Origin of the sequence: Paraburkholderia tuberum STM678 (assembly GCF_902833905.1) — a bacterium.
Lineage (GTDB): Bacteria > Pseudomonadota > Gammaproteobacteria > Burkholderiales > Burkholderiaceae > Paraburkholderia > Paraburkholderia tuberum.
Genome location: NZ_CADFGP010000018.1, coordinates 77082 through 92877 on the forward strand (window position 1 = coordinate 77082; position 15796 = coordinate 92877).

At 62.4% G+C, this 15796-nt stretch carries 11 protein-coding genes and 1 pseudogene; 3 read left to right on the forward strand and 9 right to left on the reverse strand.

Annotated features, from left to right (window positions below):
* Window positions 1-23 precede the first annotated feature (23 nt).
* A complete protein-coding gene (locus HWY30_RS17635) occupies window positions 24-1928 on the reverse strand; it encodes a propionate--CoA ligase (RefSeq protein WP_090801023.1) in 1905 nt (634 codons plus the stop codon).
* A 263-nt stretch (window positions 1929-2191) separates the two neighbouring features.
* Here HWY30_RS17635 and HWY30_RS17640 point away from each other — a divergent pair.
* Together HWY30_RS17640 and HWY30_RS17645 are read left to right on the forward strand one after the other, a co-directional pair.
* Window positions 2192-2470, forward strand: a pseudogene (locus tag HWY30_RS17640) (IS5/IS1182 family transposase); the annotation flags it as partial.
* Window positions 2471-3000: 530 nt separating this feature from the next.
* Window positions 3001-3621 carry a hypothetical protein gene (locus tag HWY30_RS17645; RefSeq protein ID WP_090801021.1) on the forward strand — a complete coding sequence of 207 codons (621 nt, stop codon included), beginning with the start codon at window positions 3001-3003 and terminating at the stop codon, window positions 3619-3621.
* A gap of 66 nt (window positions 3622-3687) precedes the next feature.
* Here HWY30_RS17645 and HWY30_RS17650 read toward each other — a convergent pair whose 3' ends face one another.
* The 4 genes from HWY30_RS17650 to HWY30_RS17660 all read right to left on the reverse strand — a co-directional run bounded on the left by HWY30_RS17650 (window position 3688) and on the right by HWY30_RS17660 (window position 8676).
* Entirely contained in the window at window positions 3688-5433 is a 1746-nt protein-coding gene (locus HWY30_RS17650) for a retron Ec67 family RNA-directed DNA polymerase/endonuclease (protein ID WP_090801019.1), read from the reverse strand.
* A gap of 219 nt (window positions 5434-5652) precedes the next feature.
* Complete coding sequence (locus HWY30_RS41695) at window positions 5653-6285, reverse strand: tyrosine-type recombinase/integrase (RefSeq protein WP_244144932.1); 633 nt, start codon at window positions 6283-6285, stop codon at window positions 5653-5655.
* On the reverse strand, window positions 6242-7135 hold the full coding sequence (locus HWY30_RS41700; protein WP_244144933.1) for a hypothetical protein: 894 nt from the start codon (window positions 7133-7135) through the stop codon (window positions 6242-6244). Before HWY30_RS41700 ends, HWY30_RS41695 begins: the two co-directional genes overlap by 44 nt.
* 275 nt (window positions 7136-7410) lie before the next feature.
* Entirely contained in the window at window positions 7411-8676 is a 1266-nt protein-coding gene (locus HWY30_RS17660) for an MFS transporter (RefSeq protein WP_090801017.1), read from the reverse strand.
* A 491-nt stretch (window positions 8677-9167) separates the two neighbouring features.
* On the opposite strand from HWY30_RS17660, the gene HWY30_RS17665 reads away from it, so the two are divergent.
* The gene (locus HWY30_RS17665) at window positions 9168-10769 is read left to right on the forward strand and encodes a methyl-accepting chemotaxis protein (protein ID WP_090805392.1); all 1602 of its coding nucleotides are present in this window, start codon (window positions 9168-9170) and stop codon (window positions 10767-10769) included.
* A 15-nt stretch (window positions 10770-10784) separates the two neighbouring features.
* On the opposite strand, the gene HWY30_RS17670 is transcribed toward HWY30_RS17665, so the two are convergent.
* The 4 genes from HWY30_RS17670 to HWY30_RS17685 are packed head-to-tail and all read right to left on the reverse strand — an operon-like array spanning window position 10785 to window position 15732.
* The gene (locus tag HWY30_RS17670; protein ID WP_090801015.1) at window positions 10785-11678 is read right to left on the reverse strand and encodes an efflux RND transporter periplasmic adaptor subunit; all 894 of its coding nucleotides are present in this window, start codon (window positions 11676-11678) and stop codon (window positions 10785-10787) included.
* Between the two features lie 13 nt (window positions 11679-11691).
* Window positions 11692-11892 carry a DUF1656 domain-containing protein gene (locus tag HWY30_RS17675; protein WP_018421177.1) on the reverse strand — a complete coding sequence of 67 codons (201 nt, stop codon included), beginning with the start codon at window positions 11890-11892 and terminating at the stop codon, window positions 11692-11694.
* Window positions 11882-14101: an FUSC family protein gene (locus HWY30_RS17680; RefSeq protein ID WP_090801013.1), complete on the reverse strand. Its 2220-nt coding sequence runs from the start codon at window positions 14099-14101 to the stop codon at window positions 11882-11884. The genes HWY30_RS17675 and HWY30_RS17680 overlap by 11 nt, the downstream gene beginning before the upstream one ends.
* A gap of 8 nt (window positions 14102-14109) precedes the next feature.
* Window positions 14110-15732 (reverse strand): efflux transporter outer membrane subunit, encoded by a 1623-nt coding sequence (locus tag HWY30_RS17685; protein ID WP_090805390.1) that lies wholly within the window; start codon window positions 15730-15732, stop codon window positions 14110-14112.
* Between the last annotated feature and the right edge of the window lie 64 nt (window positions 15733-15796).

A 15796-nucleotide genomic window follows, 5' to 3' on the forward strand; every position in this document is an offset into this window, starting at 1 on the left:
TGGTCGCCCGCTGATTGGCCCGCTTATTCCTTCCTGCCGTCGCCGAGCGCGTCGCGCACCTGCTGCAGCGCGGCCGGATCTTCGATCGTCGGCAAATCGCCCGGCTCGCGCCCTTCGGCGAGCGCCGCGATAGCGCGGCGCAATAGCTTGCCGGAGCGCGTCTTCGGCAGCATCGATACCATCACCACGCGCGCGGGCCGCGCAATCGAGCCGAGATGGCGGTCGACCGTCATCGCCAGCTCGGCTTCGAGCCGCGCGCGCTCGCTCGGGTCGCCTTCTCCCTGCGCGCCACGCAGCACGACGAAGGCCATCGCCGCCTGACCCTTGACCGGATCGGTCACACCGACCACCGCGACTTCCGCGACAGCCGCGTGGCTCGACAGCGCCTCCTCGATCTCGCGCGTGCCGAGGCGATGGCCCGCGACGTTGATGACGTCGTCGGTGCGGCCGAGGATCGTCACGTAGCCGTCCTCGTCCTGCACGCCCCAGTCGAACGTCGAATACACCTGCTGGTTCGGCACGCTCGACCAGTAGGTGCCGACGAAGCGCTTGTCGTCGCGCCATACCGTCGACATGCAGCCCGGCGGCAGCGGATAGTCGAGCGTCAGCACGCCTTTCTCGCCGGGCGCGCAGGGCTCGCCGGTCAGCTCGTCGCGCACGGTCAGGCTATAGCCGATCGAGGGCAGGCCCGGCGAACCGAGCCTGGTCGGCAGTGCCTCGATGCCGCGCGGAATGGCGAGCATCGGCCAGCCGGTTTCGGTCTGCCAGTAGTTGTCGATCACCGGCTTGTTCAACGCGTTGGAGATCCATTCGGCGGTCGGTTCGTCGAGTGGTTCGCCGGCGAGAAACAGCGTGCGCAGGCTCGACAGATCGGCTGCCTTCATCAGCGCCGGGTCCTGCTTCTTCAGCACGCGTATCGCGGTCGGCGCGGTGAACATCAGGTTGATCTTGTGCTGTTCGACGAGCCGCCACCAGATGCCGCCGTCCGGACGAATCGGCGTGCCTTCGTACATCACGGTGGTCAGCCCCGCGATCAGCGGCGCGTACACGATGTAGCTGTGGCCGACCACCCAGCCGACGTCGGACGCGGTGAACATGGTGTCGCCGGGCTTGCCCTCGAAGATGTATTCCATCGATGCCGCGAGCGCGACCGCATAGCCGCCGACATCGCGCTGCACGCCCTTCGGTTTGCCGGTCGTGCCCGACGTGTACAGCACGTACGACGGCTCGTTCGATTCGAGCCACTCGCACGGGACGTGGGCGTCGAAGAACTGTTCGCGCAGCGGCTCGTAGGCGACGAGGTAGGGTGCGTTCAGTCGCGCGGGCGCGAGCTGCCGGTCGATCAGCAGCACATGCGGTGTCTTGTGCATGGCGCGCGCGAGCGCTTCGTCGACGAGCGGCGTGTAGTCGACCACCTTGCCGCCGCGCGCGCCGGCGTCGGCAGTGACGATCAGCACGGGCTTCGCGTCGTCGATACGCGTGGCGAGGTTCGGCGCCGCGAAGCCGCCGAACACGACCGAGTGGATCGCGCCGAGCCGCGCGCAGGCGAGCATCGCGAACAGCGCCTCGGGGATCATCGGCAGATAGATCAGCACGACGTCGCCGCGCTTCACGCCGAGCGAGCGCATGACGGCGGCCATCCGGTTGATTTCGGCGTACAGATCGGCATACGTGTAGTGCCGCTCGATGCCGGTTTCGGTCGATACGTAGACGAGCGCGTTCTGCTGCGCGCGTTCGGCCAGATGCCGGTCGACCGCGTTATGGCAGAGGTTCGTGCGACCGCCGACGAACCAGCGCGCGAACGGCGGCTTCGAGCGGTCGAGCACGGTGCCGAATGGCGTGTGCCAGTGAATGCGCCGGGCTTCTTCGCGCCAGAAGGCTTCGGGATGGTCGATCGAGCGGCGGTGGAAATCGCGGTAGCGGGTCATCGGCGGCGATCCTCGTGCGGCGGGAGTGGACGGGGTTGGATGAAACGGAATCGCAAATTGCGCGCCCGGTGCGGCGCTGGTTATGCGCACAAGCATAGCCACGGGCGGGAGGGGGGGCAAGCGGGTTCGCCGTAAGGGCGAAGGGCAACAGAAGAAAGTCGTTGTTCTGGCTTGGTTGGCCTTTCCTTGCTTTGTTATCGGTCTATTAGCGTTGCCCCGCACAGGGGCAACTTCCATACTCAGATCGCCAAACGCGCCGAGCGATCAAGGCTTCGAGCGTGAAGCGCGTGATCGTTGACACGACGGTGATGGAGAAGGCGATCGCACATCCAACCGATTCGCGCCTGATCGAGCAGTGTCGCGAACATCTGGTGAGGGCTGCGGCCCGGCATGGCCTGAAGCTGCGGCAGAACTACAAGCGCGAAGCGCGGCGCCTCGTATTACAGATTGGCCGCTACGCGCACGCGAAGCAGTATAAGCGCATGAGCAGCAAAGCATTGCGTGCGCTGCGCTCCCGGGTCGGCCGGGTGATGCGCGATGTGGGACCGCTATCTCAACGGCGTGAGTTGATCGGTCGACAACACGAATTGTTCAGGGCCGACTTTGTAGTCGTGGTAAACCAACATGGCGGCAAATCTTATTCTGACTATTCTGCGAATGTGGCAGTGTCACCGGCAGGCATTCGAACAGAAACGACGGGCGCGAAGCAGCGCTTGGCGCAGCTTTATGCTGGTATCTTCTGACAAATACGGAGTCAAACCTTGCTAAATCAAACCAATCCCGACGACCTGTTCGACATCCAGCCTGAAGAGTTGGGAACGGGTTACTTTCTCATTCCCGACGTCGAAAGCGACGAATATGGAGCGGCCACGAAAGTTCCAAAGACGGACATCACGTACAGCGACTGCATACGTCGTGGCGAGTTCACGATGGGATACAGATGGGTCCCAAACAGGAAGGCTCAAGATCTTGAGGCGGCAAACGCCACAAATTGCAAGGGCCCATGCAACGGGGAATGCTGGCGACGCGGGCACGACTGTGTATGCAATGACGCCCAAGGTCGGTGCTGTAAATGACCTTGGTAATCTTCGTACTCTTTTACCTCATACTGTTCGTTCTGGGCGCACTCGTAGCATGGGTGCATACTGGAGGAATCGTCGACGATTTTGCAAAACTGTTCACGCCGTATGTGGCAGCATTGACCAGCCTTTTGGCAGCCCTAATCGCGTACCTGAATGTAAATAGGCAGACGAAACTTACCAAACAGGTGGAAAAGCTGAAAGCCGACTTGACGGTTGATATTGAAGCGACCAAGACGGCGCTTGCAGCTGCGAGCAACGCTTACACCGAACTCTCACGGGCACTCAACGCTTTTTACCATTCCATAGTGAAAGTAGAGGAGAAAGCGTTTAACCCGGACGTAAGCAAAACTTGTGACGAAGACATCGAGAAAGTAGTCTATCAATTGGATAGGCTGGACGAATCCTGTGAAGCGCCCTACCGAGGCGCGTGGCACGAGCTGCATGTTGTTAGGGAACGATGTGCTGCTGCGGCGTCAGATGACGATCGCCTGAAACACTGGCTCGCAGGCAAGGCGAGCATTGCCACAGCACTCAATGAATTTCAAGTGAACTTCAAGTACCACCCGCTTCCACGCACAAGTCAATCTCCTAGGCGCCTAGGCCCCGCGTAGAGCAATGACGTAGGCAATCAACTGCTGCCGAACGACCAATTGCCGCGCGAACTTGCCCTATCTAAGCTACTGGTGTTTCTTTTGATGATGAGCAATGACCTCTTCAAGCCGGTCCAAAATTGGCTTGAAACCACTGAAATCGATTGTGTTTTCGTGCTTCTTGATCACATGCGACGCAAAGTACGCTTTTCCATACTCGGTTTTGTGGTTGACTCCTTCATTGCTCGGATTGAAGGTTTTGCCGTTGAGCATGGTTTTTAGAACCGATTCATCAAAGAAATCCTCAATCATGGTGCCTTTCGCGTCGGAGGTTAAAGGTGTTGGCACGACGTACAGACCTTCGTGAGCCTCAAAATAAGGGGCATTGGGGTCAATTTGCACTTTAAGCAGATTTTTTAGATATGCAAAAATGCCTTTGGCGCCATTATCATTATCTATTAGCAGAATAAGCGGTTGAACCTTGCCCGCGATTTTTATTCGCCTGCTTTCAGCCCGGTATTCTTTTATAAGGCTGATTAGCTGATCGGTTCCACCCGTCAATCCTATGGTGCGATCGGTGGTTGCGGTTCGTTTATAGAACGAAACCTGTAGCCTCGAGCCGCCTTTCCCATCGGGACTAGCAAGCAAGAGGTGGCTTTTGGCAAGTCGCCGAATCGCGCACGATAAATAGATGTTATCGGTCTTCCCCTCGCAAACGATCATTGGTTGCTTGATTGCGAAAAAATGCTTATAGAACAAAAATTTTCGATAGTCTTTCTCTTGGCAATCAGGGCTACTAGGCATCGTAAGCGGCTTTTCACGCTCATCATCCTTCATACCCTTTTTCTTGTTGTATACGCCGACCGAGTCAATGAAGCTCAGAATACCGTTGAGTTGCTCGAGCGTCCCTAGTTTCTCCGAGATGACAACCTCGCCGTCGCCATCGCGTTCGACACGCTTTCTGTAGAAACTTCCTGTGGAAACCAGGCGATGGACCATTGCCCTTGCTGTGCGCCGGTATTCGGAACGTGTATTAATTTTCGAGTTAACAACTAAGCCAGTAACCTCTTGACGAGAATCGGTGTATTGAAGTCGCGTCTTTTCCGCATTGACTTCGAAGCCGGCCTTCGTGATGGCTCGAAACAGCGTCTTACCGACTTCCCATCGATGTTCGTCGCCTTCTACTGCCTTCGCCAGCTTAGCTGGGAACAGTGGCTTGTTCGTTGAGAAAGTGATGTCGTCGGCGTAGCGCGAGTAAGTGCATCCAGTTTGGAATGCGAGAGCCGAAAGTCGAACGTCTAATAGATGCCCAATCAGATTTGAGATGACTGGGGAGCAAGGGCTTCCTTGCGGCAAGACGTGATCATGGCAAGCAATCTGAGCAATTAGCGTAGCCACCTTGGGTTGAAGCGCAAAATTGCGGTTACTTATAAAGAAGCCGCGTATTCGCCCGAAATTGATGGTGCCGAAGAAATTCGCCAAGTCAATATTCAAAACGAAACGTTTACTTCTATGAACGACGGCATTCGTAATAATTGAATATTTACGACGAAACCCATGTGAGAGCACCGAGTCGATGTCTCTCGCAGCATTGATTTCCGCAATGCAGTCTTGAAGAAGCTCTGATAATCTTCGCTGCAGATTCATGAGCTCTGGGTAAGGCGCCTGGATGAGCCGCTTCCCCCCTGCGCGCTTGGGAATCTCAAACTCTGTATACTTCGCAGCTAGATCTTTTTTGAAAAGAATGTAGGAAACTGCCTTCGGTTTGAATCCGAGCAAATCGGCTAGTTCGTGCAGACTCGTCGCAGCCTGCAGTATTTTCAGTTTTGACATTGACAGCCAAATCCAGAATAAGAAGTGGGCTTGCAGACACTCCTATGCGGTATCTGCAATTTGCTAAGAAATTGCATAATGGGAATAATGAGGAGCAATAACCCCAACATTGCTTTCACATGTCACGAAACATGACAAAAAATCTGTCTACAAGCCCGCGGGCATCTTAGCATATCCCTTGCAGTTTCTCGATTCATCGTCGCCAGTTTGCTGTGGCGATCACTTGCCGCCCAATAGGAAGGGGATAACGGTTAAGCTTATGAACGTACCGATTAGAGACTGCCATTCGTCTGAAAGCGGTCGGCATATGCCCTCCGTCCCCACTAATTTGCGGGGACCTGAAAGAAAGCCCGCACGGGTGCGACCCCATGTATCGCCTTGGACCACCAGAATCCTGTTAGCGGCTTCCGTCATCGGTGCCGGCGAACGCGGCCGGTCGAGTACAGCCAGCGCCTCCTGTAATTTGATATCGCGCGCCTTTAGGTACCGTTGGGTCATGCGGCTGTCGGTGTGACCGAGAATCTTCTGCACGTGATAAACCGGCGCGCCTTCGTTGATCATCCGCGTGGCCGTATGGTGGCGCGTGTCCATGAAACGGAAGTCCTCGATCTGCGCCACCGTCTTGATCCTGTCCCAGTCACGCACTTCGCGCAGCCGTTCACAGACCTCATTGGTGAACACGAACTCGAACTTGACCTGGCGACGCCACGCCTTCAGCACGGCGAGCGCTTCGTCGTTCAGCGGCAGCACGCGCATGCACTTGGCCTTGGTCGTCCACGGCTCGATGGTGACGGTCTTCGCGCTCCAGTCAATCGAGGTCCAGCGAAGGCGCAGCAGTTCGGAGCGACGCATCCCGGTATTGATCGCGAGCAGGATCGCGGGCTTGACATGAGCGACATACGCATGATGGTCGCCGGGTATGCCCGCCAGTTTGCGGGTCGCGACCGCCAAGCGCCACCGCCTGTGCGCGGATCGCCGTTTCGCGTGCATCGAGCGCGGCGCGCAGTTGCTGTTCTTGATCAGTGGTCAGTTCGCGGCCGAGCTTGTCGGCTTCTTCCAGGTCCACCTTCGGGCGCAGCTTCGCGCACGGGCTCACGTCGATCAGTTCATGCTCGACCGCGTACAAGAACAGGCCGCCCAGCGCGCCAAGCGTGCGGCGGATCGCGGGTGGCTTGTGCTTCTTCGCGGCGGTCCGCTTCTCGACCCAGCGCTTGATCATCGGGCGCGTGACTTCATCGAGCCGTGCATCCATCAGGTCAGCGAAGTCGCGCCGGATGTTCTTCAGGTTCTGCTCGGGTGTCTCGCTCTGCGTCGCGCCGAGCCAGTACGTGCGATAGTCGCCATCGAGGTAGTCGCCCACGGTCGGCATTGCCAGCATCTTTCGGTCGGCGGTGCGCCGTTCGTGTTTCAGCACGCGTGCGGCGGGCGTGTCGCTCACATGGTCAAGGCGGCGGATTTCCTCAAGGACCTGATCGCGCGCCTTCTTCACGTCCGCTTCGCACGTCATCGGCATGATCGTCTTGCGATCCTGTTTTCCTTCCGGCGTGGTCCAGCGATAGATAAAGCTGACGGTGCCTTTCGGCGTGACGCGCACGCCGAAGCCGGTGATCTGGTCATCGTAGATTTCGCGCAACTTCGGCTCGCTGAGGTTGATGTCGAGCAGCTGGCGGATGCGTTCGCGGTTGATGCGTTGGCGTGCCATGGTTTTCCCTCGGTCAGTGGGTCTGTCGTCCGCCGTCGCGTCGCTGGCTGTGTCGCCGTTGACTATTCGTTGACTATGACTGCGGTAGACACCGGTGTCCTTCCGTTGACGTCCTTTAACGTAAGTCACTGATTTTATTGACAAAGTTGACTTTAGTACACCGGCATGGACTATACAAATTCCCCGCACAGGGGCAACGCTAATAAACCGACAAGCCAGCAAGGAAAGGCCAACACCACACGATAAGGAAAAAGCCCCAACCCCGCAGCACGCGCTCACCCTTTAACCCGCTTCCCCTCAACATCCGGCAACAAAACAGTGAGCACCCCAATCAACGGCAAAAACGAACAAACCTTATAAACAAACACAATACTGGTAGCGTCAGCGAGTTCCCCAAGCACGGCGGCGCCCACGCCGCCAAGCCCAAAGGCAAAACCAAAGAACAACCCAGCCACCATCCCAACCTTCCCGGGAATCAACTCCTGCGCATAAACAAGAATCGCCGAGAACGCCGAGGCGAGCACCACCCCAATAACAACCGTCAGCACACCAGTCCAGAACAGATTCGCATACGGCAACAGCAGCGTAAAAGGCGCGACGCCAAGAATCGACACCCAGATCACGTACTTGCGCCCGATCTTGTCGCCGATCGGCCCGCCGATCACCGTACCCGCCGCGACCGCCGCGAGGAACACGAACAGATGGATCTGCGCGGCCTGCACCGACAGATGGAACCTGTCGATCAGATAGAACGTGAAATAGCTATTGATGCTGGCGAGATAGAAGTACTTGGAGAAGACCAGCAACACCAGCACGCTCATCGCCAGGATGATCTTGTTACGCGGCAGCGTCACATGCGCGCCCTGGCCGCGCGTCTTCCTGACCGACGGATGACGCTTGTACCAGCGGCCGATCTGCGTGAGCACGACGATCGCGACGAGCGCCGCCGCCGAGAACCACGCGATGCTGCGTTGCCCGTGCGGAATCACGATCAGCGCGGCGAGCAGCGGCCCGAGCGACGAACCCGCATTGCCGCCGACCTGGAACAACGACTGCGCGAGCCCATGACGGCCACCCGAGGCCATCCGCGCGACTCGCGACGACTCCGGATGGAACACCGACGACCCGCAGCCGACCAGCGCCGCGGCGACCAGCAGCACGCCGAAGTTCGGCGCGACCGACATCAACAGCAGCCCGGTCAGCGTGAAGCCCATGCCGACCGGCAGCGAGTACGGCTTCGGATGTTTGTCGGTATAGCTGCCGACAAGCGGCTGCAGCAGCGACGCGGTGACCTGGTAGGTCAGCGTGATCAGACCGATCTGCCCGAACGACAACGAGAAGTTGTCCTTGAACATCGGGTAGATGGCGAGGATCAGCGACTGGATCATGTCGTTGAGCAGGTGCGAAAAGCTGATCGCACCGAGCACGGAATACACCGTGCGCTGGACCTTGGCGGCCGCCGGCGCAGCGGCGGCCGGGGACGCGCTCGCCCCCGTGGCGGATGCGCCGGCAAGGGCGCTTTTATCGAGGCTCGTTTCCATACGCTAGAAAAAAGATCGGGAAAACGGTGGAATGAAAGATCGGCACCGAAAACCGGTGCGGGCAGCACGCCTCGTAGGCGCGTTGCGCGAAGCACTGCGGCGTTTCGTCGCGGCAACCGGCGTTTTGAATATCTAGCCGAAGTTTAATGTGGCCGATGCGAATTGTAAGGACAAGTTTTGTCGCGAATCGGACAAGGGGGCGGATGACTTTTCATTCGGCGGTGAAAGGACGTGAAAGGACGAATCGTCAGCTCTTTGCCTGAAGAAACTTTTTTTGGCGAGTTTTTGGCCACGGTATAAAGCGCTCGCGATTGCGCGGCTCACGAAGCGGCGCGTCGAACATGGAACCGGGAACGGCAAGCGGCGCACGACCCGCCGCGGCCTGCGCAAGCGAAATTCAAGATCGCGGGGCGGGCTGCCGTAGACCCGGAGAGATAAGTGGTGATGCCGGAACCGACCGTCCGGCGCGTCGACATGTGGGGACGGGGATGATGAAAGCAGTGGCACACAGCGCAGCGGCAACGAAGTTCAACGGCCTGTCGGTCAAGGCGACGCTGCGGATCGCGTTTGCGATTCTGCTCGCCGGCACGCTGCTGATCGGCGTGTTTTCGCTGCTGCAGATCGGCCGGCTGAACGCGTCCGCGCAATCGATCTACGAACAGGGCCACGTCGCGAGCCGTGCCGCCGAGGAAGCGCGCGGCCACATGCTGCGCGCGAGCCGCGCGCAAAAGATGCTGCTCACCGCGACCACCGCGAAGGAGCGCGACGAACTCGGGGCCGACATCGAGAGCGGCCTCGCGGGTCTCAACGAGCAACTGCGTACGCTCCAGCAGTACGTCGATAAGTCGGACGTGAAGGCGGTCGACGCGCAGAAGGCGTTCACCGCGGCGGTCGCGGCATGGAGCAGTCATCTGCGCGACTTCGTCACGCTCGTGAAAGCGCAGCCGCTCGATCTGTCGCAGATGAACTGGCAGGTCGGCACGCAGGACGTGTCGCTGCTCGTCGAAACCGGCAAGCTCGAAAAGCTCGTCGACGAACTCGTCGCGCAGCGCGGCACCGCCGCGAAGGCGACGATCGACGCGTCCGGCTTCATCTATCACTCGTCGTTCGTGATGATCGCGGTGATGACGTTCGCACTGATCGTGCTCGCGATCGGCATCGCCGCGTGGGTCGTGCGGCGCCTCACCGCGCAGCTCGGCGGCGAGCCCGCGTACGCGAAGGAGATCGCGCGCCGCATCGCCGCGGGCGATCTGTCGAATCGCATCGCGCTCGGCGGCAAGGACCGTGCGAGCATGCTGTTCGCGCTGTCCGACATGCAAAGCGGACTCGCGACGACGGTTGCCGACATCGCGTCGAGCGCCGATGCGATCGCGACCGCGTCCGCGCAGATTTCGATGGGCAATCTCGATCTGTCGCAGCGTACCGAGCAGCAGGCGCTCGCGCTCGAGCGCACCGCGAGCAGCATGGAGCAACTGACCTCGACGGTGCGTCAGAACGCCGACAACGCAAAGCAGGCGAGCACGCTCGCGAACAACGCGTCGGCGATCGCCGAGCAGGGCGGCGCGGTCGTGAGCCGCGTGGTCGCGACGATGAACGACATCAACGACAGCGCGCGCAGCATCGGCGACATCATCGGCGTGATCGAGGGGATCGCGTTCCAGACCAACATCCTCGCGTTGAACGCGGCCGTCGAGGCGGCGCGCGCGGGCGAGGAGGGGCGCGGCTTTTCGGTCGTCGCGGCGGAAGTGCGCAATCTCGCGCAGCGCAGCGCGGCGGCCGCGAAGGAGATCAAGGGCTTGATCCAGACTTCGGTCGAGCGCGTCGGCAACGGCTCGACGCTCGCCGCGGACGCCGGTCAGACGATGGACGAAGTCGTCAAGGCCGTGAAGCGCGTGACCGACATCATGGGCGAGATTTCGGCGGCGTCGTCCGAGCAGAGCGCCGGTATCGAGGCGATCAGTCTCGCGGTCACGCAGATGGACTCGGGCACGCAGCAGAACGCCGCGCTGGTGGAGGAGGCCACCGCCGCGGCCCGCTCGCTCGACGATCAGGCGCGCGGGCTGAAGGCGATGGTGGGGCAGTTCAGGCTATAAAAGGCGGCGCGGGCGTCAGCTCGCGTTGGCCGACGAGGAGCCGGAGCCCGTCCCCGGCCGCACCACCACCGTGCAGGTCGTGCCCGCCGCCAGCATCACGTCGGGCGGCACCGAGTCGATCCGCACGCGCACCGGCACGCGCTGCGCGAGGCGCACCCAGTTGAAGGTCGGATTCACGTCCGCGAGCAGTTCGTGGCTTTGCGGATTGTCGCGGTCGTAGATGCCGCGCGAGATGCTCTCCACGTGGCCTTGCAGCGTGCCGCCGCTCATCAGCCGCACTTCGGCCTGATCGCCGACGCGCACGTGCGGCAGCTTGGTTTCCTCGAAGTAGCCATACACCCAGAACGAGTGACTATCGACGATCGCGAGCTTCGCGGCGCCGGCGCTCGCATAGTCGCCGCGGAACACGGACAGGTTCGTCACGTAGCCGTTGACCGGCGACACCACGCGCGTGCGTTCGAGGTTCAGCTTCGCGGCGTCGAGCGCGGCGAGTGCCTGCTGATAGGCGGCATCGGCGGCGGACGCGGTATGCGTCGCGTTTTCGCGGCTTTCCTTCGACACCACCTGCGAATCCATGTCGGCACGCCGTTGCGCGTCGTCGCGCTTCATCTGCAATTCGGCCTTGCGCGCGGCAACGGCGGCCTGCGCCTGCTCGACCGCGATCTGGTAATGCGACGGATCGATCTGCATCAGCAGGTCGCCCTTCTTCACGAACTGGTTGTCCTTGACCGGCAGATCGACGATCGCGCCCGACACGTCCGGCGCGACGTTGACGATCTCGGCGCGCACGCGGCCGTCGCGGGTCCACGGTTCGTCCATGTAATGGACCCACAGCACGCGGCCAATCACGATCGCGACGATGAAAATGACGGCTGTCGCGATGAAGCCCACAAGATTTCGGATGGTCATGTTTCGACTCTGATCAACGATAAACGGCGAGGCCGAGAAGGCCGCACACGGACACGAGCAAGCTGGCCCGGAACAGGGAGGGGTGCCACACCACGCGATACAGGCCCGTATAGGCGATCACGCGATCGACGAGCCAGGTCAGCGCGGCGCCCGCGATGAACAGCAGCACAATGGCCGGCACATAGGCATCGAGCACGGCGATATCACGCGGCATGAGGAACTCCTTTTTCTTCTGATGCGTCCGCGCGCGCGCCGATCGCCGAGGCAAGCGGCGACTGCGGATCGAGCAGCGCGGTACGGATGAAATGCAGTTGACTGAGGATGCGCAACAGCTGATGGCGTTCTTCACGCGATGGCGTGAAGCCGGCCGTCAGCTGCTGCACTTGCGCGATCGCATCGGCGGTCGCCGCGAGCGCGCGCGCGAAGTGCTGCTGCCGCGGCCGCTCGAACAGCGCCGCGAGCGCATCGCGCAGCGCGCGCAGCGCGACGCGCCACGGTGCCGCTTGGTGGTAGCGCGGCTCGTTGGGCAGCGTCGCGATTTCGCGGCGCAGGTCGATCACCGCGTTGCCGACCTCCAACACCGAAAACAGCCAGCGCAGCGTGTCGCGCTTCGTTTCGGGCTCGTTCTGCGACAGCGCGTTGATCTGGAACATCAGATCGCGCGCGCCGCTTTCGAAGCGCGAGCGCACGCGTGCCAGATCCGCGCGGCCGGCCAGCACCACCTGGCGGCGCAGGTCGACGAGCAGGCGGTTGCGCAGCCACGGCGTCGACGGCGGCAGCAGCACCGCGAACGCGATCGACGACACCAGCATCGACAGCACCAGCGCGAGCGCGTCGTTCATGAACGCGCTCGGGTCGTAGTGAATCACGTTGTCGGGGCCGGCGAGGAAGCAGAAGAAGATGCAGTAGCCGACGCCGTAGCCCGCGAGCGTCGCACGCGTGGTCATCAACACGCCGAGCAGCAGGAACGGCGTGAGCGCGACGCACAGCATCACGAAGCCGTCGATGTGCGGATACACGCCGAACACCGCGATCATGCCCATCAGCGTCGCGAGCACCGTGCCGCCGGCCATCTTGAACGCGGTGCGCTTCGGATCCGGCGACGCCGACGCGAGCGCGCACACGGCCGCTGCGACCAGCGTCAACGTCGAGCCGCTCGGCCAAGCGGTGGCGATCCAGAACGCCCCGAGCACCATCATCACGATGGCCGCGCGCAGGCCCGCGACGCCGGCCGCGATTGCGTTGGTTTTCGGCTCGTAGCGCTCGATCCAGCGTTCGCGCGCGTGCTTGTCGACGGCGAGCGACGCGTAGGTCGCCGCGTACGCATGCAGGTCGTCGATGAAGCGGTACAGCAGCTCGGCGCCCGTGTCGAAATCGAGCAACGGCGCGTCGGGGTGCGTTTCGAGCTCGTCGCGCGTCGCGCGCACGCGTTTGGGCAACTCGCTCCTGTAGGTGTCGAGCTGGGCCGCGGCGTGCGCGGCGTCGGCCGCGCTCAGCACCGGCTCGCCCGACTTCGCGAGCAACGGCGCGATCTCCTTGAAGTACGGTTCGAGCGCGGCGATCGCGATCGCCGCGCCGTGCGTGCCGCTGTCGCGCAGACGGTTCATCAGCTGATGCAGCGCGTGAAAGCGCGTCGACGCGGTCATGAACTCGCTGTTCAGACGCGCGAGGCGCCCGCCGCGCATCCGCGAATCGGGGCCTTCGAACACGGCGATGCTGCGCGCGGCCTCGAAGCCGACGATGTCGGCGACGAAGCGTGCATTGGTCGCCTCGATCTGGGCGCGGTCGTTGCGCCCGGCAAGCGACGCCGACACGTACTCGACGAACGCGGAGAAGCGCGCACGCACGGTGCTGCGCATCTGCAGGCCGGCGAACTGCGGAAACACGAGGCCGCTGACCGCGCCCGCGCAGATGATCCCGATCACCACTTCCGCGACCCGCGTGAGCGCGCTCAGGAACGCGCCGTCCGGATGCTGCGAAGCGGGGATGCCGATCAGCGCGGCCGTGTAGCCCGCCAGCACGAAGCCGTACGAACGGAAGTTGCGATTGCGCGCGGCGCCGGCGGTGCAGATGCCGACCCAGATCGCGGTCGTGACGAGGAACAGCTCCGGCTGCTGCGCGAACAGTCCGATCAGCGCGAGCATCACGACGAGACCGACCAGCGTGCCGCAGATCCGATAGAAGCTCTTCGCGAACACTGCGCCGCTTTGCGGCTGCATCACGATGAACACGGTGGTCATCGCGGTGCGCGGCTGCGGCAGATCGAGCTTCATCGCGATGCCGAGCGCGAGGAAGCACGCGGCGAGCGCCTTGAACAGATAGATCCATACGAGGCCGTCGGTGCGCGCCCAGTGGGCGGCGGCTTCGTAGAGCGCGGCGAACGAGGCGGGGCGCGCGCTCGACGGGGAGGGCGAGGAGGACATGGCCTTCCTTACTCGGACGCGGGCGCGTTCGGGGCGCGCGAGGCGGTGGTGGCGGCGGTGATGGCTGCGTTGGTCCTGGCGTTGGCGTTCGCATCCGCTGTTGCCTTGTCGCTACTCGCCGCGCCGCTCTTGCTCTCGCCGCTGCCCTTGCCATGCGCCGGCAACGTTTCGTTATCCCGCGGACCGTTGGCCGGATCGTCGAGACCGCCGCCGAGCGCCGTCATCAACGACGCATGCGCGCCGAGCCGCTCGGCCTGCACTTTGGCGACACCTTCCTGCGCGCGCAGCAACTGGTTTTGCGCGACTAGCACGTTCAGATAGTCGGTCAAGCCGCGCCGGTAGCCTTCGCGCGACAGCTCGTAGTTCCTGCGCGCGGCGGCGACCGAGCGGTCGGCGTCGTCGGCCTGGGTGGTCAGCGAACGGATGCGGATCACCTGGTCGGAGATGTCCTTCAGCGCGCCCACGATCGACTGGTTGTAGCGCTCGACGGCCTCGTCGTAGCCCGCCGACGCCGCGCCGAGCTGCGAGCGCAGCCGGCCGCCGTCGAAGATCGGCAGCGTCAGCGCGGGACCCACGCTCCAGCTATGCGACGGACTCTTCAGGAACTGGAACAGCGGCCCCATCGCCGCATAGCCGCCGATCGACGCGAGCAGGTTGATGTCCGGATAGAACCCGGCCTTGGCGACGTCGATGCCGCGCGCCTGCGCGGCGACCGTCCAGCGTGCCGCGACCACGTCCGGCCGGTGGCCGATCAGATCCGCGGGCAGCGCGGCCGGCAGACCGGCGGGCGCGGCGAGCGACAGCGCCGGGCGCTGGATCGCGTCGCCGGCGCCCGGACCCTTGCCCGCGAGCGCGGCCAACTGATTGCGGCCGAGCGCGATCTTCTCCTCGATCGCGTCGATCTGGCGCTCGTACTCGGGCATCGGCGTCTCGGCCTGGCTCACTTCGAGCTGCGTGCCGATGCCGCCCTTCAGGCGCCGGTTCGCGAGGTCGACGATCTGCTGCTGTTGCTGCAGCGTGGCCTTCGCGATGTCGAGCAAAGCGTAGTTCAGCGACATCTCGATATAGGTGCGCACGACATTCGCCTGCAGTTCGAGCTGCGCGGCGCGCGCGTCGGCGGCGCTGGCGTGCGCGAGGTCGAGCGCGCGCTCGGCGGCGTTCTTGTCCTTGCCCCAGAAGTCGAGGTGATAGGCGAGGCCGAGCGTGCCGGTGTTGTTCCACGACTGCTCGCCGGCGAGCGGGCCCGGGCCGTAGAACACGTTGTCGGCCCACTGCTGGCGCTGGATCGACAGGCTGCCGTTGACTTGCGGCGCGAGCGCCGCGCGCGCGACGCCGGCCATCGACGCCGCCTCACGCACGCGCGCCTGGGCGACCGCGAGACTGGGATTGCCGGCTTGCGCGTCCGCGATCCACCGGTCCAGCTGCGGATCGTCATAGGCGCGCCACCAGTCGGCGGCGGGCCACTGCGCATCGGCGTTGGCGGCGCGGATTGCGTTGCCCGCATCAAGCGACGCAGGATTGATCGTGTGCGTTTGCGGCGCGACGCCTCCGGTACTTGCGCATCCGGCGATTGTTAATAGGATCGTAAGAACCGCGACTGCGGCGATCCCTTTGGGTACCGGAGACTGCACGGTTTCCTCCAAATTTGACTATAGAAGCTTGTGCGCAATTATATTTTTTGATCGATTGCGGAAT